At 68.0% G+C, this 20,102-nt stretch carries 16 protein-coding genes; 3 read left to right on the forward strand and 13 right to left on the reverse strand.

The genetic code is table 11. The features are described from left to right. Positions 1-4: 4 nt before the first annotated feature. On the reverse strand, positions 5-1,969 hold the full coding sequence (locus E4V01_RS00675) for a PAS domain-containing protein (protein WP_135297056.1): 1,965 nt from the start codon (positions 1,967-1,969) through the stop codon (positions 5-7). A 230-nt stretch (positions 1,970-2,199) separates the two neighbouring features. On the opposite strand from E4V01_RS00675, the gene E4V01_RS00680 reads away from it, so the two are divergent. Beyond that, positions 2,200-2,988 carry an SIMPL domain-containing protein gene (locus E4V01_RS00680; RefSeq protein ID WP_193763118.1) on the forward strand — a complete coding sequence of 263 codons (789 nt, stop codon included), beginning with the start codon at positions 2,200-2,202 and terminating at the stop codon, positions 2,986-2,988. 328 nt (positions 2,989-3,316) lie between these two features. Here E4V01_RS00680 and E4V01_RS00685 read toward each other — a convergent pair whose 3' ends face one another. The 7 genes from E4V01_RS00685 to glnA form a co-directional block, all read right to left on the reverse strand. Then, positions 3,317-4,090 carry an NUDIX domain-containing protein gene (locus E4V01_RS00685; RefSeq protein ID WP_135297058.1) on the reverse strand — a complete coding sequence of 258 codons (774 nt, stop codon included), beginning with the start codon at positions 4,088-4,090 and terminating at the stop codon, positions 3,317-3,319. Continuing rightward, positions 4,041-4,532, reverse strand: coding sequence for a DUF983 domain-containing protein (locus tag E4V01_RS00690; RefSeq protein WP_060769885.1), 492 nt, complete (start codon positions 4,530-4,532; stop codon positions 4,041-4,043). Before E4V01_RS00690 ends, E4V01_RS00685 begins: the two co-directional genes overlap by 50 nt. Positions 4,533-4,556: 24 nt before the next feature. Then, positions 4,557-6,938 (reverse strand): ribonuclease R, encoded by a 2,382-nt coding sequence (gene rnr / locus E4V01_RS00695; RefSeq protein WP_135297059.1) that lies wholly within the window; start codon positions 6,936-6,938, stop codon positions 4,557-4,559. 158 nt (positions 6,939-7,096) lie between these two features. Continuing rightward, positions 7,097-7,435, reverse strand: coding sequence for a hypothetical protein (locus E4V01_RS00700; RefSeq protein ID WP_060769883.1), 339 nt, complete (start codon positions 7,433-7,435; stop codon positions 7,097-7,099). Between the two features lie 62 nt (positions 7,436-7,497). Beyond that, positions 7,498-8,076, reverse strand: a complete 579-nt coding sequence (locus E4V01_RS00705) for an NADPH-dependent FMN reductase (RefSeq protein WP_135297060.1) — start codon at positions 8,074-8,076, stop codon at positions 7,498-7,500. A 63-nt stretch (positions 8,077-8,139) separates the two neighbouring features. Beyond that, positions 8,140-10,041 (reverse strand): bifunctional diguanylate cyclase/phosphodiesterase, encoded by a 1,902-nt coding sequence (locus E4V01_RS00710; protein WP_135297061.1) that lies wholly within the window; start codon positions 10,039-10,041, stop codon positions 8,140-8,142. Between the two features lie 261 nt (positions 10,042-10,302). Then, on the reverse strand, positions 10,303-11,712 hold the full coding sequence (gene glnA, locus E4V01_RS00715; RefSeq protein ID WP_060769880.1) for a type I glutamate--ammonia ligase: 1,410 nt from the start codon (positions 11,710-11,712) through the stop codon (positions 10,303-10,305). Between the two features lie 574 nt (positions 11,713-12,286). On the opposite strand from glnA, the gene E4V01_RS00720 reads away from it, so the two are divergent. Then, positions 12,287-13,333: a glutamine synthetase beta-grasp domain-containing protein gene (locus tag E4V01_RS00720; RefSeq protein WP_060769879.1), complete on the forward strand. Its 1,047-nt coding sequence runs from the start codon at positions 12,287-12,289 to the stop codon at positions 13,331-13,333. 237 nt (positions 13,334-13,570) lie between these two features. Here the strand turns inward: E4V01_RS00720 and E4V01_RS00725 are convergent, their stop codons facing one another. After that, positions 13,571-14,500 (reverse strand): glutaminase, encoded by a 930-nt coding sequence (locus E4V01_RS00725; RefSeq protein WP_060769878.1) that lies wholly within the window; start codon positions 14,498-14,500, stop codon positions 13,571-13,573. 86 nt (positions 14,501-14,586) lie between these two features. Next, positions 14,587-14,925, reverse strand: a complete 339-nt coding sequence (locus E4V01_RS00730) for a P-II family nitrogen regulator (protein WP_003600526.1) — start codon at positions 14,923-14,925, stop codon at positions 14,587-14,589. A 184-nt stretch (positions 14,926-15,109) separates the two neighbouring features. Here E4V01_RS00730 and E4V01_RS00735 point away from each other — a divergent pair, with 184 nt between their 5' ends. Beyond that, the gene (locus E4V01_RS00735) at positions 15,110-16,633 is read left to right on the forward strand and encodes an NAD(P)H-hydrate dehydratase (RefSeq protein WP_135297062.1); all 1,524 of its coding nucleotides are present in this window, start codon (positions 15,110-15,112) and stop codon (positions 16,631-16,633) included. Between the two features lie 19 nt (positions 16,634-16,652). Here the strand turns inward: E4V01_RS00735 and E4V01_RS00740 are convergent, their stop codons facing one another. The 3 genes from E4V01_RS00740 to E4V01_RS00750 form a co-directional block, all read right to left on the reverse strand. Beyond that, on the reverse strand, positions 16,653-18,053 hold the full coding sequence (locus E4V01_RS00740) for an amino acid permease (RefSeq protein WP_135297063.1): 1,401 nt from the start codon (positions 18,051-18,053) through the stop codon (positions 16,653-16,655). Positions 18,054-18,282: 229 nt separating this feature from the next. Next, entirely contained in the window at positions 18,283-19,431 is a 1,149-nt protein-coding gene (locus tag E4V01_RS00745) for a tetratricopeptide repeat protein (protein WP_193763119.1), read from the reverse strand. Continuing rightward, on the reverse strand, positions 19,428-20,096 hold the full coding sequence (locus E4V01_RS00750; RefSeq protein WP_135297064.1) for a thiamine phosphate synthase: 669 nt from the start codon (positions 20,094-20,096) through the stop codon (positions 19,428-19,430). Before E4V01_RS00750 ends, E4V01_RS00745 begins: the two co-directional genes overlap by 4 nt. Positions 20,097-20,102: the final 6 nt, after the last annotated feature.

Genomic DNA, 20,102 nt, shown 5'->3' on the forward strand with positions numbered 1-20,102 from the left:
GGGATCAGACGAACCGAACGCCGATCCCGTCGGCGGCACGCCGTATGACGCGGCAGCGTCGGGACGGCTCACCGTCGATGTGAAGCGTGACGACCTCCGGCAGGTCCGCGGCCTCGAGTGCCAGCTTGGCGCCGCCCTCCGAGATGGTGAGAACGGTGCAGGGCCGGCTCTGCGGCTCCCCCGCCTTCCGCCCACGCTCCGGCACGAACGCGACATGGCCGGCAAGCGAGGAACGGTGGCGCTCCTCGCTCCGCCGATCCTCCAGCCCGACCTTCCAGGCGTCGAGACGGCTCTCGAATTCCGCCACGCTCGCGGCGGTGGCCTGCATGTCGGTGTTGACCTGACCGGTGGTCGCGCGCTGCCGCGTGCTGTCCTCCGTCGTCTGCGCGATGAAACCCTGCACGGTGTCGACCACCGCCGCGGTCGAGACCAGCGCCGCGCCGACATCCCGCGAGACCGCCTGCATGGCGCCGATCTCGCCGGTGATGCGCGCGGTGGCGGAGCGCGCCTGCTCGGCGAGGCTCTTCACTTCGGTGGCGACGACGGCGAAGCCGCGGCCGGCCGCACCGGCGCGGGCGGCCTCGATCGTGGCGTTGAGGGCGAGCAGGTTGATCTGCTCGGCGATGCCTGTGATGACCTCGACCACGCCGGTCATCGCGGCGGCCGCGTCGTCGAGCTTTGCCGAGAGGATGCCGGCGGCGTTCATACGGGCCTGAATCTCGCCGACCGCATCGTGCGAGCGGTTCATCTGCTCGGCGATCGATTCCGAGATCCGGTGCATCTCCTTGGACGCGCCGGCCACCGCCCGCACCCGGCCCAGCGTCTGCTCGGCCATGGCGAGGGCGCCGGCGCGCACCGCCATGCTCTGGCTGATGTCGAAGGCGTACTTCACGATCTTGAACGGGCGCCCGGCCGCGTCGAGAACCGGGTTGTAGGAGGCCTGAATCCAGACATCGTGGCCGTCCTTGGCCACCCGCTGGTAGACGGCGGAGGTAAACTGCCCCGCCCGCAGCGTCGCCCAGAACGCGGCATAAGCCGGGCTCGCGGCGTAATCGGGCGTCACGAACATCCGGTGATTTCGGCCCCGTACCTCGGGAAGGGTATAGCCCAGGGCGTTCAGGAAGTTGTCGTTGGCGTCGAGGACGGAGCCATCCAAGTCGAACTCGATCACCGCCTGCGAGCGGCGGGCGGCCTCGACCTTCCCGGCCATGTCCGCGGCGACGCGCTTGGCCGCCGTGATGTCGGAGGCGTATTTGACGACCTTGAACGGGCGCCCGGACGGATCGAGGATCGGGTTGTAGGTCGCCTGGATCCAGACCTCGCGCCCGTCCTTGCCGACGCGCAGGAACTCGCCGGCCCGGTACTCGCCGCGGGCGAGCGCCTCCCAGAAGGCGCGGTACTCCGCGGATGCCGCCTCTTCCGGCCGCACGAACTGGCTGTGGTGGCGGCCCTCCACCTCGTGCGGCGCGTAGCCGAGGGCTTCGAGGAAGTTGGCGTTGGCGCTGAGCACCGTCCCGTCGAGGTCGAACTGGATCACCGCCTGCGACCGGCTGATCGCGGCGATCTGGCCCGCCGTCTCGGCGGCGACAAGCCGCTCGGTCGTCACGTCGAGGGCGAATTTGACGATCTTCCGAACGCGGCCGGCGGCGTCGAGGACCGGATTGTAACTCGCCCGAATCCAGACCTTGCGTCCGTCCTTAGCGAGACGCCCATAGGCCGCGGTCTGAAACGCGCCGCGGCGCAGACCCTGCCAGAACGCCTCGTACTCCGCACTCTCCGCCTCCTTCGGGTCCACGAACAGGCGATGATGACGCCCGCGCACCTCACCGAGGGTGTAGCCCATCAGTGAGAGAAAATTGTCGTTAGCGTCGAGCACCGTACCATCGACGGCGAAGGTGATGACCGCCTGGGAGCGGTTGAGCGCGTCGAAGATGGACGCGGCATCGGAGCGACGAAGGATGGAGAGCATCGGTGATTTCGGCTCCACTTGCCGTCCCAGGATGGCCGATGCCGCTTAAGAATCTCCTTTGTGGGATCGAAGGATGCATTTCTGTCCGTGCGGACTGGGCAGGCTTCCGCAAGCGGTCAAACTTCAGCCATCTTCCTGGGCGCATGCAGGCATCAACTCGACCGGAGATTGTGATCCCTCCGTCCGACGGTCCGTCCATCGGACATCAGCAATCTGTTCGAATGGCTCTCATGATCCATCCCCTGCCGTTCAAGGCTCCAGCCTTGGCCGCCTTCATGGCCACCCTTCTGCTTGGGTCAGCCGCAGCGCAGTCTTCGAACGAGAGTTCTCCGCCATCACGCGGATCCGTTCTGACCGTCCGCGGCGCGGGCTCGTTCGAACAGAAGCCCGATTACGGGCGCTTCGAGGTCAGTCTGGTCACGCAGGACAAGACGTTGGAGGCAACCGTCTCGGCGCATGAAGAGCGAGCGGGCTCGGCGATAGAGGTCCTGCGTCGGTTCGAGCAAGCCGGCGTGAAAATCGAGAGAAGTCGCTTCCGACTCGATGAGGATCGATCCGGCGGTTATCAGCCACCACAAGATCCCGGACATCCGCCGCCGCCACCCAAGAAATCGACCACTCCGTTCACCGCAACGACCACCTTCATTTTGAAGGCCAACGGGATCGATCAGTTGAACGCAACCATGAGTCGGATTGCGGAAACGGGCCTGCTTCGGGTTCAGTCGGTGAGGTTCAATGTCGAGAATGAGCGGGCCGCGTTGCTCGAAGCGCGCCGTGCGGCCATGCTTGATGCCCGCCAACAAGCCAAGGTCTACGCGGAGGCGGCCGACGTCACGCTCGTCGAGATCAATGCGATCACAGACGGAGAAGCCAGCCCTTCCGAAGTGGGAGAGGCCGACATGCCGCGATCGCTCCGCCGCATCCAAATCGTGCCGCCGGAGACCATACCGGGGCCGTGGGCAGCGACACCTACCCGGCGGGCAACGCGCCGCAACCGCCTGGGACAACACATATTATAAATGCCTATCCTACACCATCAGGTGAATATGATGATATGCCCTCGCTGTGACGGACAAGGAATAATCATTAAAGCCATAATACGCTGCACAGGAAATAAAATATTTGTTTGCGACGAATGCGACGCAGCGTGGAACAATGAAACCGAAATCAGCTCTTGTACGTGGACAGATTTGACGGACATGTTGACGTCTATGAATTTGAAGGCGGGATGGGATAATTTGATTATATTGGAATGATCTAATTGTTTAATAAGATCAAATTCTTTCAACGCCACGGTGAACGTGAGGTGGCGCATCTCGCCGCGCTGAAGGGCAGCGACCGTCCCGCTCAGATCTCCTCCCGCACCCCTTTGCCGCGGCGCTCGAAGTAGAACGGGATCGGCCGGTAGGGCGGGAAGCCGGCGTCGGCCGCCGCTTCCAGATCGTCGAGGATCACGCGGGTGATGCGCGGCAGGTCGAGCTTGCGCGCGGCGTCGAGATCGACCCAGGCGAGTTCGGTCAATTCCGCATCCGGCCCGACGATACCGGGCCGCTCGGCGACCACCGCCTTGCGATCGATGGCGAAGAAGCGGGTATCGAAGCGGCGGGGGCGCCTCGGCGGCGTGATCGCCCGCGCCACCAGATGCAGGGCTTCGAGGTCGGGCATCACCCCTTCGTCGGCAAAAGCCTGCCACGCACCCTCAGGCGCCGTCTCCGGTGGGCCATAATCGCGGGTGCCGATGAGAAGTCCGGTCTCCTCGTAGGTCTCGCGGATCGCGGCGAGCGCGAGGGATCGGCCGAGATGGTGGGGTGCGCGCGGCAGCTTGGCGCGCAAGGCGTCGTCGGCTCGCTGCGACAGGGCGCCGGCCACCGGCATCATCCGATCGGACGGCTCGATCCGCCCGCCGGGAAACACGAACTTGCCGCCCATGAAGGCGAGACCGGCATGGCGCCGGCCCATCAGCAGCTTCAGTTTCTTTCGTGACCGGTCGAGAATGATCAGCGTCGCGGCATCGCGCGGGCGCAAGAGCACCGGGCGGGGCGGGGCAGCAGGCGGATCAGGCCGATCCGAGTCAGGCCGATCCAAGCTCCGGGGCGTCGCCCGCTCTGCTTCCTGCCTCACCGCCGCGTCTCTCCCCCGTGCCGGTCCCGCCGCGCGCGGGGGGCAGCTTGCCGAAACCGTGCATGCCGAACGTGTATTGCAGGCCGATCACCGCGCCCTTGACCGGCTGCAACAGCCCGAGCGCCAGGACGAGCGTGAGCAAGGGCCACACCGTCATCGAGATCCAGAGCGGCACGTCGTAGCCCATCTCGATCTCGAGAACGAGGTAGCCGACGATGTGGCCCACGAGGAAGATCACGATATAGGGCGGCAGGTCGTCGGCCCGGTGGCCCTCCATCTCGAGGCCGCAGGCCTCGCAGGCGGGCCGCACCTTGAGGAACCGGCCGAAGACGTGGCCCTCCCCGCAATGCGGGCAGCGGTTGAGGAAGCCGCTGGCCATGGCCGGAAGCAGCCGCGTCCGCTCCTGGGGAGCCGAGGCCGGAGGGGAGACGTAGGTTTCCATAGAGGCGACTTTAGCCCCTTCCGCTCAGCGACGCGAGCCGCGATGGCGCCGCGCCGCATCGCTCTCGGACGCCGCCGCCTTGCCGGGGCGCGGCTTGCCCTTCGACGCCTTTGCACCGAACTTCGCCTTGCCTGGATTCGCCTTGCCTGGATTCGCCTTGCCCGAACTTGCCTTGGACCCGCTGCGCTTGATCCCGCCGCCTTTGGCACCGGAGCGGCTGCGGCCCTCCGACAGGATCTCGAAGCGCAGCGCGCCGGCGACCGCCGCCGCCTCGACGAGGCGGACCTCGACCGTGTCGCCGAGGCGGTAGGTCTCGCCGCTGCGGTCGCCGACGAGCGCGTGCAGGGCCTCGTCGTGGCGGTAATATTCGTGGCCGATGGTGGAGACGGGCACGAACCCGTCGGCCCCGGTCTCGGCGAGCTTCACGAACAGCCCCGAGCGCGTCACCCCGGAGATCCGGCCCGAGAAGGTCGCGCCGACCCGGTCGGCGAGGTAGCCGGCGATGAGCCGGTCGATGGTCTCGCGCTCGGCTGCCATCGCCCGGCGCTCGGCCGCCGAGATTTGCTCGGAGACCGCGTCGAGCATGCCCGGCGTGGTGTCGACCGGCAGGCCGTCCTTGCCCAATCCGCAGGCACGCACGAGAGCACGGTGGACGATGAGATCCGCGTAGCGCCGGATGGGCGACGTGAAGTGGGCGTAGCGGCGCAGGTTGAGGCCGAAATGGCCCAGATTCTGTGCAGCGTAGACCGCCTGTGCCTGCGAACGCAGCACCACCTCGTTGATGAACGGAGCGTGCTCGCTCTCGGCCACCTGGGCGAGGACGCGGTTGAACAGGTCCGGACGCAGCACGCCGCCCTTGGTCATCTTGACGCCGACCGAGGCGAGCACCTCGCCAAGGGCGCGCATCTTCTCCAGGGCCGGTTCATCGTGGACCCGGTAGATCAGCGGCGAGCCCGCCTTCTCCAGGGTCTCGGCCGCCGCGACGTTGGCCTGGATCATGAACTCCTCGATCAGCCGGTGCGCCTCCAGCCGCTCCGGCACGATCACCCGATCAACGCCGCCTTCCGCGTCGAGCAGCACCTTGCGCTCGGGCAGGTCGAGAGCAAGCGGGCCGCGGGCGTCGCGGGCCCGCTTCATCGCCTCATAGGCCGCGTAGAGCGGGCGGAGCGCGGTCTCCAGCACCGGTCCCGATTTCTCGTCCGGCCGGCCGTCGATGGCGGCCTGCGCTTGGGCATAGGCGAGCTTGGCGTGCGAGCGCATCAGGATGCGGTGGAAGCTGTGGCTGCGCTTCACCCCGTCGGCGCCGATGGTCATCCGCACGGCGAGCGCCGGACGGTCCTCGCCCTCGCGCAGCGAGCAGAGGTCGTTCGAGATGCGCTCGGGCAGCATCGGCACCACCCGGTCGGGGAAGTAGACCGAGTTGCCCCGCAGCAGCGCCTCGCGGTCGAGGGCCGAATCCGGCCGGATATAGGCGGCCACATCCGCGATCGCGACCGTGACGAGGAAGCCGCCCTCGTTGGCCGGATCGGGATCGGCCTCGGCCATCACCGCGTCGTCGTGGTCCTTGGCGTCGGGCGGGTCGATGGTGACCAGCGGCGCCTCGCGCCAATCCTCGCGGCCGCGCTTGGTCGCACGCTTGGCCGCATCCGCCTCCGCCAGCACGGCGGCGGGGAAGACGTGCGGGATGTTGTGGATGTGCAGCGCGATCAGGCTCACCGCCTTCTCGGAGCCGAGCGCACCGAGCCGCTCGGTGACGCGCCCGCGGGGCAGGCCGAAGCGGGTCTCGCGCTCCACCGCGACGCTGACGAGGTCGCCATCCCGGGCCTCGCCTTCCTCGCCCGGCGGGATCGCGATTTCCTTACCCTGCGACTTCTTCTCGACAGGAAGCAGGCGCCCGCCGTCGCGGCCGGCGCGGTAGACGCCGATCACCTCGGAGCGGTTCTTGCCGATCACCTTGATGACGCGGCCGGTGTAGCGGCCGGGCGCTTCCGGGTCCGGTGCGACGCGGACCAGTGCCCGGTCGCCGATGCCGGGGGCGGGGCGGTTGCCCTTTCGGCCGGCACGCGGGGTCTCGACGGCGATCCGGGGCGCCTCTCCCTCACCGTCCCACTGCGCCGGGCGGGCGATCAGGTCGCCGTCGCGGTCGCGCGACACGATGTCGGCCAGCACGACCGGCGGCAGGCTGCCGACCTTCCGCAAGCCGCCGCGGTCGCGCTCGAGCGCGCCCTCGGCCTCGATCTCCTTCAGGATCGCCTTGAGGCCGATCTTGTCGGCGCCCGAGATGCCGAAGGCCTTGGCGATTTCGCGCTTGCCGACCTTTCCGGGCGTCTCGGCGACAAAGGCGAGGATCTGCTCGCGGGAGGGAAGAACGGGGGTGCCCGCCTTCGGATTGATGCGTCTGGCCAAGGAGCAAGGCTCTCCGCGCCGGTCCGGGAAGGCGTGGCGCGTTCGGTTTTTCGTTGATTGGGGAGACCATTGACGATCCCGGCACATCTTCAAGATGGGCGCTCGGACGCCTCAGAACAACGCCGCGATACCGGCCGTGAACAGGTTCGGTCCGATCCTCAGCCCGTGGAAGCCGATTTGCGGATCGTCTCCACGGCCCGATCCACGTCGAAATCGGCCCGCGACAGCTCTTCGAGGGTAAAGGGCGCGCTCCGCGGCAGAGTCAGGTTCACCTGTCCTTCCTCCGGCTGAAGCTCCGGCGCCTCGGCCGCGCGGATCGCCAGGGTCCAGGCGCCATCGATCCGCACCGCGTCCGCCGGCGGCGGATCGGCCGCGAGCGCGGCGATCTTGTCCGCCGCTGCCTGCCGGAAGGCGAGGCTCAGGCCGTCATCGGAAACGAGCGCCGCCTTGATCAATTCGGCCAGCGCGTCCCTCACTCTGTCGACACTCGCGTTCATGCGCCCGCTTTCCTCGTCCGCCCGTGCCGCGAGGGGTGCAAACGGAGTGCCGCGCGCAAGGTTCAGTACGGCGTGCCCCCGGCCCGCTTCGCCTTCAGGGCCTCGGCGTACCAAGTCAGTTCGTCGAGAAACTTCTTCGCGGCCCGGCCGAGCCAATCCTCGGCCGGCTCGCCCGCCTCGCTCAGCGCCTTCTGGATGCGCGGGATCGGCAGGAGCGAGGGAATGCTCGGCGTGCCGAGTTCGCCCAGCATCGCCCGCAACTGCATCGCCGCGCGCACGCCGCCATACTGCCCCGCCGAGTAGCAGCAGATGGCGGAGGGCCGCCAGAAATACTCCTCCAGGAAGTGGTCGAGGGTGTTGGAGAGCGCGGGCGGGATCGAGTGGTTGTACTCCGCCGAGACCACGACGAAGGCATCGGCCCCGCGAAACAGCGTCGCCAGCCGCTCCAGCGGTTCGGGGGCCTCGCCCTTGGGATATTCCTTGTACATCCGGTCGAGGAGCGGGAGCTTCAGCTCGGCGGGATCGACCAGCGGAGCCGCGTGGCCGCGGGCTTCGAGCTGCGCGGTCAGGAAACGGGCGGCGCGGATGCCGGCGCGATCCGCGCGCACGGAACCGAGGATTACGGGGACGGTGAGGGTCATCGGGTAGCCTCCTTCGTGCCAGGACGCCTGCCAAGATAGGGCATCGGCGCGGCGACGGCTGCGTCAGGAGGCCAGAGCCGTCGCCGGCACGACGAGATCGAAGCCGGAGACGGCGGCCTCCGGCATCGGCTTGCCGAACAGGTAGCCCTGCATCGAGCGGCAGCCGGCGGAGCGCAGCAGCAGCATCTGATCGATGGTCTCGACCCCCTCGACGACGCAATGGAGGCTGAGGTTGCGGCTCATATCGACGATCGAGCGGATGATGCTGAGGGAGGTCGCGTCCCCGCCGAGCGCGAGAACGAAGCTGCGGTCGATCTTCAGCCGGTCGAGCGGCAGCTGGTGGACATGGCTGAAGCTCGAATAGCCGGTTCCGAAATCGTCGAGGGCGATCGCCGTGCCGAGCGCCTTCAGAGCGATGAGCGAGCGGTGGGCATCGCCGAGGTCGCGCATCAGCCCCGTCTCGGTCACCTCGAAGGCGATCCGGCCCGGATCGATGCCGCTCGCGACGACGAGTTCGGCGAGCCGCGCGATGCTGTCGCGCGAGGTGATGTCCTGGGCCGACAGGTTGAACGACAGGCGCACCTCCTCCGGCCACGCCCGCATCGCCGTCAGCGCCTTGCCGAACAGCACCGGGGTGAGATCCCGGATCAGCCCGGTCCGCTCGGCGACGATGATGAACTCGCCGGGCGCGACGCGTCCGAGGACCGGGCTGTTCCAGCGCGCCAGCGCCTCGTAGGCCTCGATCCGGTTCTCCACGATATCGATGATCGGCTGATAGTAGAGTTCGAACTCCGCCGCGAGGTCGGCCCGCCGCAGCGCCTGTTCGATCACCGCGAGGGCGCGAAGCCGCTCCTCGTGCTCCGGCGCGAAGGTGACGGCGGCGCCGCGCTGATGGCTCTTGGCGTGGTAGAGGGCGAAGTCCGCCCGCTCCATCAGCGATTCGGGCGATGTGGCGGCATCGGGATAGCGCGCAAACCCGATCGACGCGCCGATCTGCGCGATCCCCTCGCGCAACGGGAACGGCCGCGCCAGTCCTTCGCAGACCCGCTGCCCGATGCGGGCGAGATCGGCCCCGTCCTCGACGATGAGCCCGAACTCGTCGCCGCCGAGCCGGCCGATCCATCCCAGATTCTTGGCCTTCAGCCGCTGGGCGACCTCGCGCAGCACGGCATCGCCGGCCCGGTGGCCGAAGCTGTCGTTGACCGGCTTGAAGCCGTCGAGATCGATCAGGCCGACATGGAACGGCACGCTGTCCGGGCGTTGGATCCGCCGCTCGATCTCGGCGGAGAACGCGCGGCGATTGGGCAGCTCCGTCAGGTAGTCGGTCAGGGCGAGGCGCCGGTTCTCCTCGATCAGGCCGACGACGCGGCGGAAATCGCCGTAGGAGAAGTACTGCACCACCACCATCCCCCCGACGAGGATGACGTAGTTCAGCGCCATGATGTGCAGCAGCGTATCGCCGCGCAGGATCAGGTAGACCGCCGGCGGAAGCGTGATGATGAAGATGCTGACGGCGGCCGTGGGATGCTGGATCAGACACTGCACGCTGACGATCATAATGATCGTCAGCGAGAAGATCACGATCATACTCTCGGGCAGCTCGCCATACTGCATCAGCGACAGCGCCCAGACCGGGAGGATGATCGACAGGACGATGGCGAGATAGGTGGTCGCGTTCAGGCGCTTGGCGATGGTCTCGAGGTCGGGCAGCGAGACGAGGGATTGCAGCCAGAGACGGCTGCGCACGAGGCAGAGCAGAAGAAGGGCCGCCAGCGGCCAGATGGTCATCCAGTCCGGGGCCGCGCCGTAATAAGTGTAGGCGAGGCCGAGAGCATTGCTACCGATGGTCGTATACAAGACCAGCACTTGGCGGTTGAGCGCCCGGTACTGAGCAATCGTATAGGTCGCATCGTCTGGTCGGGCCGAGAACGTATTGATGAAGGCGTGGAGCCTGGTCAGGGCCATTGCGGCCTCTCGGAGCGAGCGTACGATCTATATCATATGATACAACTGACGCGTTAATAAAGGTTGAGCGTTTAGAAGCGTTCCGAACCGTAAGCGACCCAATAAAAAGGGGCCGGATCGCTCCGGCCCCCTCACGTCGCAGGGCATCCGCCCGGTCCCCTCGGGACGGTGGAGACCGCCTCGGGCCAGGGACCGCGCGGGCTTCGTGAGACGGCGTCCGCGTCCTGCGGGCGTACGCCGCCTCGCCCGTCGGCGCGACCGTTACAACGAGTAGTAGTTCACGAACTCGATCGGGTGCGGGGTCATCTCGTAGCGCAGCACCTCGGTCATCTTCAGCTCGATGAACGAGTCGATCTGGTCGTCCGAGAACACGCCGCCGGCCTTGAGGAAGGCGCGGTCCTTGTCGAGGTTCTGCAGCGCCTCGCGAAGCGAGCCGCAGACGGTCGGGATCTTCTTCAGCTCGCGCGGCGGCAGGTCGTAGAGATCCTTGTCCATCGCCGGGCCCGGATCGATCTTGTTGAGGATGCCGTCGAGGCCGGCCATCAGCAGCGCCGAGAAGGCGAGATACGGGTTGGCCATCGGATCGGGGAAGCGGACCTCGACGCGCTTGGCCTTCGGGTTCGTCGTCCACGGGATACGGCAGGAGGCCGAGCGGTTGCGGGCCGAGTAGGCCAGCAGCACGGGGGCCTCGTAGCCCGGCACCAGGCGCTTGTAGGAGTTCGTGGACGGGTTGGTGAAGGCGTTGAGCGCCTTGGCGTGCTTGATGATGCCGCCGATGTACCACAGGCATTCCTGGGAGAGGTCGGCGTACTTGTCGCCGGCGAACAGCGGCTTGCCGTCCTTCCAGATCGACTGGTGCACGTGCATGCCGGAGCCGTTGTCGCCGTAGACGGGCTTGGGCATGAACGTCGCCGACTTGCCGTAGCTCTGCGCGACGTTGTGGATGCAGTACTTGTAGATCTGCATGTGGTCGGCGAGCAGGGTCAGCGTGTCGAACTTCATGCCGAGTTCGTGCTGGGCGCTCGCCACCTCGTGGTGGTGCTTCTCGACCTTCACGCCCATCGACTGCATCGCGGCCAGCATCTCGCCGCGCATGTCCTGGGCCGAATCCTGCGGCGGGACGGGGAAGTAGCCGCCCTTGGTCTGCACCCGGTGGCCGAGGTTGCCGCCCTCGTAATCGGTGAAGCCGTTGGTCGGCAGCTCGGTCGAGTCGAGCTGGAAGCCGGTATGGTAGGGGTCGGCGCCGAACTTCACGTCGTCGAACACGAAGAACTCGGCCTCTGGGCCGACATAGATCGTGTCGCCGATGCCGGTGGAGCGCAGATACGCCTCGGCGAGCTTGGCGGTCGAGCGCGGATCGCGGGCATAGGGCTCGCCGGTCGAGGGCTCCAGCACGTCGCAGACGATCGACATCGTGGAGGCGGAGAAGAACGGGTCCATGCAGGCCGTGACCGGGTCCGGCATCAGCAGCATGTCGGACTCGTTGATCGCCTTCCAGCCGGCGATCGACGAGCCGTCGAACATGGTGCCGTCCGTGAACATCTCCTCGTCGATCAGGGAGACGTCGAAGGTCACATGCTGCCACTTGCCGCGCGGGTCAGTGAAGCGGAAGTCGACGTACTTGACGTCATTGTCCTTGATGGCCTTCAGCACATCGGCGGCCGTATTCATGCTGTGCGTCTCCTCGGCAAATTCTGTAAGCGGGGCGGCGAACCACCGGCCGCGTCCGGGCGCGGTCCGAGCCGGTCCGTTCCTGGGGCGCGATGGGCTGATCGGGAAAGCGGCGCGTCTCGACGGGGCGGCTTCACGCCCGCGGCGTCGCTCCTGATCCGGGTCCGGCCCCCTCTCGCGTCCCCGGCCGGTCTCGCCGGCCGCGGGGACGATATCGTCCGCGCTTCGCCGTTGCCACCCGTCGGCAGGCAAAAAACCGCGCAATCGCGGGACGTTCGGGGTGTTTCGTCTGCAAGACGGGCCCTCGGACGGCCATATTGGCCGCACCGTCCACCGCATCGCAGCCAAGGCGACTGGCACGCGACATGCTTGGGCGGAAACCGGAGCGTCCGCCCGCACAGTGGGCGCTCGGGGGTCGGGCTGTCGCCCTGCTCGCCGGTGGATCGGCGTCTCGGATGCGGCGGGGACGTCACCCGCCGGACGCCGCGATCCAACGGTCGGGCAGATTCTCAACGACGCCGGTTCCGCAAAGGTTTCGTCAGGACACGGATCCTCAAGGTACGAGAGACTGCGAATGACCAAGTTTAAGCTCGAGTACATCTGGCTCGACGGCTACACGCCCACACCGAACCTGCGCGGCAAGACGCAGATCAAAGAGTACGACAGCTTCCCGACCTTCGAGCAGCTCCCGCTCTGGGGCTTCGACGGCAGCTCGACGCAGCAGGCCGAGGGTTCCTCCTCCGACTGCGTGCTGAAGCCCGTGCGCCACTTCCCCGACCCGGCCCGCACCGACGGTGTGCTCGTGCTGTGCGAAGTGATGATGCCGGACGGCAAGACCCCGCACCCGTCGAACAAGCGCGCGACCGTGCTCGACGACGCCGGCGCGTGGTTCGGCTTCGAGCAGGAGTACTTCCTCTACAAGAACGGCCGCCCGCTCGGCTTCCCCGAGACCGGCTACCCGGCCCCGCAGGGCCCGTACTATTGCGGCGTCGGCTCATCGAATGTCGGCGCCGTGGCCCGCAAGATCGTCGAGGAGCATCTCGACCTCTGTCTTGCCGCGGGCATCAACCACGAAGGCATCAACGCCGAAGTGGCCAAGGGCCAGTGGGAATTCCAGATCTTCGGCAAGGGCTCCAAGAAGGCCGCCGACGAGATGTGGATGGCCCGCTACCTGCTCCAGCGCCTGTGCGAGACCTACGAGATCGACATCGAGTACCATTGCAAGCCGCTCGGCGACACCGACTGGAACGGCTCGGGCATGCACTGCAACTTCTCGACGACGTTCATGCGCGAGACCGGCGGCAAAGAGTATTTCGAAGCGATGATGGCCGGCTTCGAGAAGAACCTCGACGACCACATCGCCGTCTACGGCCCTGACAACCACATGCGCCTGACCGGCAAGCACGAGACGGCGCCGTGGAACAAATTCTCCTACGGCGTGGCCGACCGCGGCGCCTCGGTGCGCGTGCCCCACTCCTTCGTCAACAACGGCTACAAGGGCTACCTTGAGGATCGCCGCCCGAACTCCATGGGCGACCCCTACCAGATCGCCTCGCAGGTTCTGAAGACGATCTCCGAGGTTCCGCTCCCGGGCGAAGCCGCGCAGAGGGCCGTCGCGTAAGACTTTCGAGGCCGGACATCGTGGCTTGAGACAGCCGCTCCCGCCGCAAGGCGGGGGCGGTTTTTGCTTATCCCGGCCTCGCCGTCATCCTGAGGTGCCGCAGCGAAGCGGAGGCCTCGAAGGATCCTTCAGTAGCCGTGCGATCCCTGGAGAATCCTTCGAGGGCCGCTGACGCGGCCACCTCAGGATGGAGGGCAAGGATGCGGGGATCGGTACGCTTAGGGCAGCCGGCGCGCTTCACGCCCCGAAAATCGACCACCCGGTCCGTTTCACCAGCATCTCCAGGGCGATGCGCCCGAGATGGGAATTGCCGGCCGCATCCAGCCCCGGCGACCAGACGCAGATCGAAGCCTTGCCCGGCGCAACGGCCAGAATACCGCCGCCGACGCCGCTCTTGCCCGGTAGGCCGACGCGGTAGGCGAAATCGCCCGAGCCGTCGTAATGGCCGCAGGTGAGCATGATGGCGTTGATGCGCCGGGCCCGCTCGGCCGAGATCACCGAGTGGCCGGCCAGCGGGTGATGCCCGGAATAGGCCAGGAACAGCCCGGCAGTGGCGAGTTGGCGGCAGGTCATCGCGATGGCGCAATGATGGAAGTAGACGCCCAACGTGTAATCGACCGGGTTCTCGATCACGTCGAAGGAGCGCATGTAGTTGGCGAGCGCCGCGTTGCGGAAGCCCGTCCGTTTCTCGGAGGCCGCCACGCGCTCGTCGATCGTGATGCTGTCGTCCTGCGCCACGAACTGCATGAAGCGCAGGATCTCGCCCAACGCCTCCCGCGGCTGGTGGCCCGAGAGGATCACGTCGGTGACGGCGATGGCGCCGGCATTGATGAAGGGATTGCGCGGGATACCGTTTTCCCGCTCCAACTGCACGATGGAGTTGAACGGGCTGCCCGAGGGCTCGCGGCCGACCCGGCGCCATAGCCTGTCGCCGACCATGCCGAGCGCCAGCGTCAGGGTGAAGACCTTGGAGATGCTCTGGATCGAGAAGGGGGTGTCGGCATCCCCCCCGGCCGCGACCCGCCCGTCACCGTCGATCACGACGAGGCCGAAGCCTTGAGCGTCGACGCGAGCCAGTTCGGGAATGTAGCTCGCCACCGCGCCGCGATCGGGCCGCGCCCGCATCTCAGCGGCGATGTCTTTGACGATACTGTCGAGATCGGGCACGGCGTCGCTCGGCTACGGCGCTTCACGGCAAGCGCGGACGAGGCCGGCCCTTCACGAGGCGGGCCAGGGCAGCGGGGGCGCCCGGATCAGATCGCGTCGGTGCCGGTCTCGCCGGTGCGGATGCGGATGGCTTCCTCGATCGTCGAGACGAAGATCTTGCCGTCGCCGATGCGGCCGGTCTGGGCCGACTTGCGGATCGCTTCCACGGCACCCTCGACAAGGGCGTCCGAGAGGACGATCTCCAGCTTCACCTTGGGCAGGAAATCCACGACGTACTCCGCGCCGCGGTAGAGTTCGGTGTGGCCCTTCTGCCGGCCGAAGCCCTTCGCCTCGATCACGGTGATGCCCTGAAGACCGACCTCTTGGAGGGCTTCCTTCACCTCGTCGAGCTTGAACGGCTTGATGATCGCCTCGATCTTCTTCATCCGGAAAAGCCTGATCCGCCTGGTCCCTTAGTCAGCCTTTTATGTACCATCGCCGTCGCGCGACCGCCACGGCGATTTGGATGACGGGGCCGGGAAGTTGCTCGCGGAATGTGCAAACAAAGCAGAATGTGTAGGCAATTTCGCTGAAAACGATCAATTTACAGGCATAGGCTGAGCCAGTTGCATGCATGAGCCGGTGAAATCCCCCCAAGCCTCGCATCGGCTGCTCACCGTTGAGGCGATGCGCCGGGTCGATGCCGCAGCGATCGCCGGTGGCACACCGGGCCTGACGCTGATGGAGGCGGCGGGCGCCGCCGTCGCCGCGCGTGCCCGCGCCTTGGTCCCGGAAAGTGGCCGGATGCTCGTGCTGTGCGGCCCCGGCAACAATGGCGGCGATGGGTTCGTGGCTGCCCGCCTGCTGAATGAGGCCGGCTACCGCGTCGATCTGCGTCTGCTCGGTGAGCGCGACGTGCTCAAGGGCGATGCCGCGCTCGCCGCCGAGGCCTGGACCGGCCCGGTGGGCGCCGTAGAGGCCGGGATTCCGGCGGCCGATCTCATCATCGACGCCGTGTTCGGCGCCGGCCTCTGCCGCGATCTGGAAGGGGCGGCCCGCGCCCTCGTGGAGGCGGTGAACCGGTCGGGCATCCCCGTGCTCGCCGTGGATGTACCGAGCGGCATCGACGGCGATCGCGGCGCGGTGCGCGGGGTCGCGGTGGAGGCAACCGAGACGGTGACCTTCGTCGCGCTGAAGCCCGGCCACCTGCTCCAGCCCGGCCGGACCCATTGCGGCGCTCTGCACGTCGCCGACATCGGCACGGGCGAGGCCGCTTTCGCCGCCGGGATCGCCGGAGAGACCCGCGCACTGTATCGCAATGCGCCCGGCCTGTGGGCGCTGCCGCGGCTCACCGCCGGCAGCCACAAATACACCCGCGGCCATGCCCTGGTGCTCTCGGGCCCGGCCTACCGCACGGGTGCGGCCCGGCTCGCCGCCCGCGGAGCGCTGCGGGTCGGCGCAGGGCTCGTCACCATGGCTTCACCCGCTTCGGCGCTGGCGGAGAATGCGGCTCAGCTCACCGCGATCATGCTGCGCCCTTGCGAGAACTCCGACGACCTCGATGACATGCTCGCCGACGAGCGGCTGAACGCGCTGCTGCTCGGCCCCGGCCTCGGGACCGGCCCGGCGACCTGCGACCTCGTCGCGGTGGCGGCCAATGCCGGGCGCACCCTGGTGCTCGACGCCGACGCGCTCACGAGCTTTCGCAGCGAGGTGCGCACCCTCGCCCGCCACATCCGCGACGGCGAAGCACGGGCCGTGCTCACGCCGCACCAGGGCGAGTTCGCGCGGCTGTTCTCCGGCACGGAGGCCATGGCGGAGGGGCTGACGAAAGTCGAGCGGGCCGCGCGGGCGGCAGACATCGCCGGGGCGGTCGTGGTGCTGAAGGGCGCCGACACGGTGATCGCAGCCCCGGACGGACGCGCGTCGATCAACGACCACGGCACGCCGCATCTCGGCACCGCCGGCTCCGGCGACGTGCTCGGCGGCCTCGTCGCCGGGTTGCTGGCGCAGGGATTGGACCCGTTCGAGGCGGCCTGCGCCGCCGTGTGGCTGCACGGCGATGCGGGCCTGCGGTTCGGGCCGGGGCTGATCTCCGAGGATCTGCCGGAGATGATCCCCGCGGTTCTGCGCGACCTCGCCGATCGCGCCTGACGGTCGCCGCCCGAGGCGGTCAGCCCGCAACCACCGCGTTCCTGCGGCCATAGAGCCCGTAGAACACCAATCCGAGGATGTTCCAGACCGCGAACCAGAGTTGGGTGGTCGCAGGCAGGCTGAAGAACAGATACCCGCAGCCCAGAATCGTGATCGCTCCGATGAGCCATGGGGCCGGGGCGCGGAAGGTGCGGGCGGCATCCGGCGCACGGACGCGCATCACCAGCATGCAGGCCGCCACGGCGACGAAGGCCGCGAGCGTCCCGGCATTGGCGAGTGCGGCGAGTTCGCCCAGCGGGACGAGCCCGGCGAGCACGGTCACCACGGCCGCGGTGAAGAGGGTGATCCGAACCGGCGTTCCGGCGGAGGAGAGTCTTGCCAGGCTCTGCGGCAGCATCCCGTCGCGGGCCATGGTGAAGAAAATCCGGCTCTGGCCGTAGAAGAAGGCGAGGATGACGGTGGGCAACGCGATCACCGCCGAGGCCGCGAGATACTGCGCCACCACCGGCCGGCCGAGTTCGCGTAGGATCAGCGCCAGCGGCTCCGGGCTATCGGCAAAGCGCGTGTAGGACACGGCCCCCACCGCAGCGACCGCGACCGCGACGTAGATCAGGACGCAGGCCGCCATCGATCCGACGATGCCGATGATCAGGTCGCGCCCTGGGTTGCGCGTCTCCTCGGCCGCGGTGGCGATGGCGTCGAATCCGTAGAAGGCAAAGAAGATGATCGCCGCCGCCGCCATGATGCCGCGCTCGACCCCGTCGGCGCTCACGCTCTTCACGAAGCCGAACGGGTTGAACGGTTCGAGATGGCCGGCGTCGAAGGCCGGCAGCGCGAAGACCACGAAGACGATCAGCGCGGCGATCTTCACCAGCACCAGCGCGGCGTTGACCGTGGCGCTCTCGCGCGTGCCGCGCAGGAGCAGCACGGCGACGACGACGATGATCGCGACCGCGGGGAGGTTGACGATCCCGCCCGCATCCGGGCCCTGCATCAGCGCCTTGGGAAACCCGAACAGGTTCTCGAGCAGCGGCGCGGCGTAGCCGGACCAGCCGACCGCCACCGCGCTGACGACGAGCGAGTATTCGAGGATCAGGCTCCAGCCGATGATCCAGGCAAGGATCTCGCCGAGCACGACGTAGCTGTAGGTGTAGGCGCTGCCCGAGACCGGGATCATCGTCGCCATCTCGGCATAGGCGAGGGCCGCACAGGCGCAGATGGCGCCGGCGATGGCGAAGGACAGGATCACCGCAGGCCCGGCCTTGGCCGCCCCGACGCCGATGAGCGTGAGGATGCCGGTTCCGACGATCGCGCCGACACCGAGGGCCATGAGGTGCGGCCAGCCGAGCGTTCGTGCCAGCCGACGCTCTTCACCGTGCTCCAGATGCAAGGGCTTGCGGCGAAGAAGGCTGGAGGTCATTCGGGCTCCTGTCACGCGGTTGTACGAGAGCGCATGGCAGCGTGACCGTCACATCCTCGCGCAAGCGCGGCCGGATGTGCCAGCCCGCGACCCCGCTTCTTCGTTTCAAACGCGCCGACAATTCGGCAATCGTTGCGGGCATCGTCCCGAAAGGGGTTGCGGGCTCTCGGAAAAAGACGATGCCGGCGCGACGGCTCGGAGCATCGTTCCGGATCGGGTATCCCGGACGTTAGGGCGCGAGGTTCACCCGGTCCGCCGCCAGCGCCTCGGCGCGCTTGCGCTCGTCCGGGTTGAGGCCGGCCGTCGCCTGATCGAGGCCGGGGTCGGCGCGGCCCTGCGAGGCCGCGGTGAGGTTCCAGGCCGCCGCCTCGATCAGGTTCTTGGGCACGCCGCGGCCGGCGACGTAGAGCTTGGCGATCCGGTTCTGGGCGATGGCGTTGCCGCGCTGGGCCGCGTGCAGGAAGTAGCGGGCGGCGCGCGGCTCGTCCTTGGGGACGCCGTCGCCGTTGAACAGCCGGATCGCGAACTCGACCTCGGCGCCGAGGTCGCCGTTGTCGGCGGCGCGGCGGAACCATTGCGCGGCCTGCGTCGTGTCCTTGGAGACCCCCTTGCCCTGGAGGTAGAGCACGCCGAGCGCATATTGCGCGGCTGGGATCTCGGCCTCGGCCGCCGCCCGGAAATTGGCCAGGGCGGCGGCCAGATCCGCCGGCTTGTCGCTCGCGAGCTGGATCAGAGCGAGATTGTAGCAGGCGGTGGGCTGTCCCTTGCGGGCCGCTTGTTCGAGCCAAGCCCGGCCGGCCTTCTCGTCCTTGGGCTGTCCGCGCCCGTCCATCGCCATCAGACCGAGGGAGGCCATGGCGTTGGGATCGTTCTGCACGGCCGCCAGCCGGTACCATTCGTGCGCGCGTTTGGGATCCGGCTTGACCCCGAGGCCCTGATTGTAGAGTTCGCCGAGCAGCGTCATCGCCGCGGCGTCCTTGGGGTTCGCTTCGATCCGCTTGGTCGCCTCGCGGAAGGCGGTGACGTAGCGACCGCGCTGATAGGCGCCGTAGGCGGCGTCGGCATTCGGGTTCGCCGTCGTGGGCTGCGCCCCCTGGACATTGGCCGAGTAGGGCGAGGGCAGCTCACGCTTGAGGTTGAGCAGGTTCGGCTTGGCCGGCGTCTGCGCGACAGGCTCCTTCGTGGCCGGCTGCTTCGGGGCCGCGTGCAGAGCGCCGATGTCGAGCGCGAGGACGGCACAGGCGCCTAAGACCGCGAGGGACAGGGTTCCCGCTCGGAGTGCGGCCGTCCCCGTGCGCCCACGCGCCCTTCCCTTCCTCCGCAGAGGGGAAAGGGCTTCGAAGGGCACCGCCACGGTCCTTTCCTCGAAAAAAATCATCGCGCCCGGTCGAGCTGCGCCTGTGCGGCCCGAACCCCTTCGGGATCGTCGAGCCACAGGGCGCTTTCCAGCCCGACGAACTCGGAACCCGTCAGCACGAGCGCCGCGACGTCGTCTGGGGAGGTCGCCACCGCGATGCAGGGCGTCTCGAAGATTTCGGCCCACCACGCCGCACGCTCGCGCACGTCCTCGGCATCGGGGGCGACGCCGTCGGGGAAGAGGCCGCCGACCATCAGGTAATCGACGCCGGTCTCGCCCGCGACCATCGCCGCGTTGCGCGAGCCGAGCACGCCGCCTGTCCCGAGGATGCGCCCATCACGCAGGCGCCCGCGCAGATCGCGCAGAGCGTCTTCGTCGGCGCGGTCGAGATGCACCCCGTCGGCCCCGCCGCGGGCCGCGACGGAGACGATATCGCCGGTAAAGCCCGGCACGCAGACGAGCACCGCCGCACCGCGCTCCTGCGCCGGGGGGGCCAGCCGCTTGACGAGGGCGACGAGGCTGCGCTCGTCGGACGCCGCCAGACGCAGGATCACCGCCGCGACATCCCCCGCAGCGCAGGCGGCATCGAGCGCCCGCGCCGTCGCCTCGGCCTCGGACGTGCCGAGGCCGTAGGGGGTGAGGAGGGCGAGGCGGGGCCGGACCGCGGCCGACTCTGATTCAGCCATGACGGA

It is taken from the genome of Methylorubrum sp. Q1 (assembly GCF_004683995.1).
Lineage (GTDB): Bacteria > Pseudomonadota > Alphaproteobacteria > Rhizobiales > Beijerinckiaceae > Methylobacterium.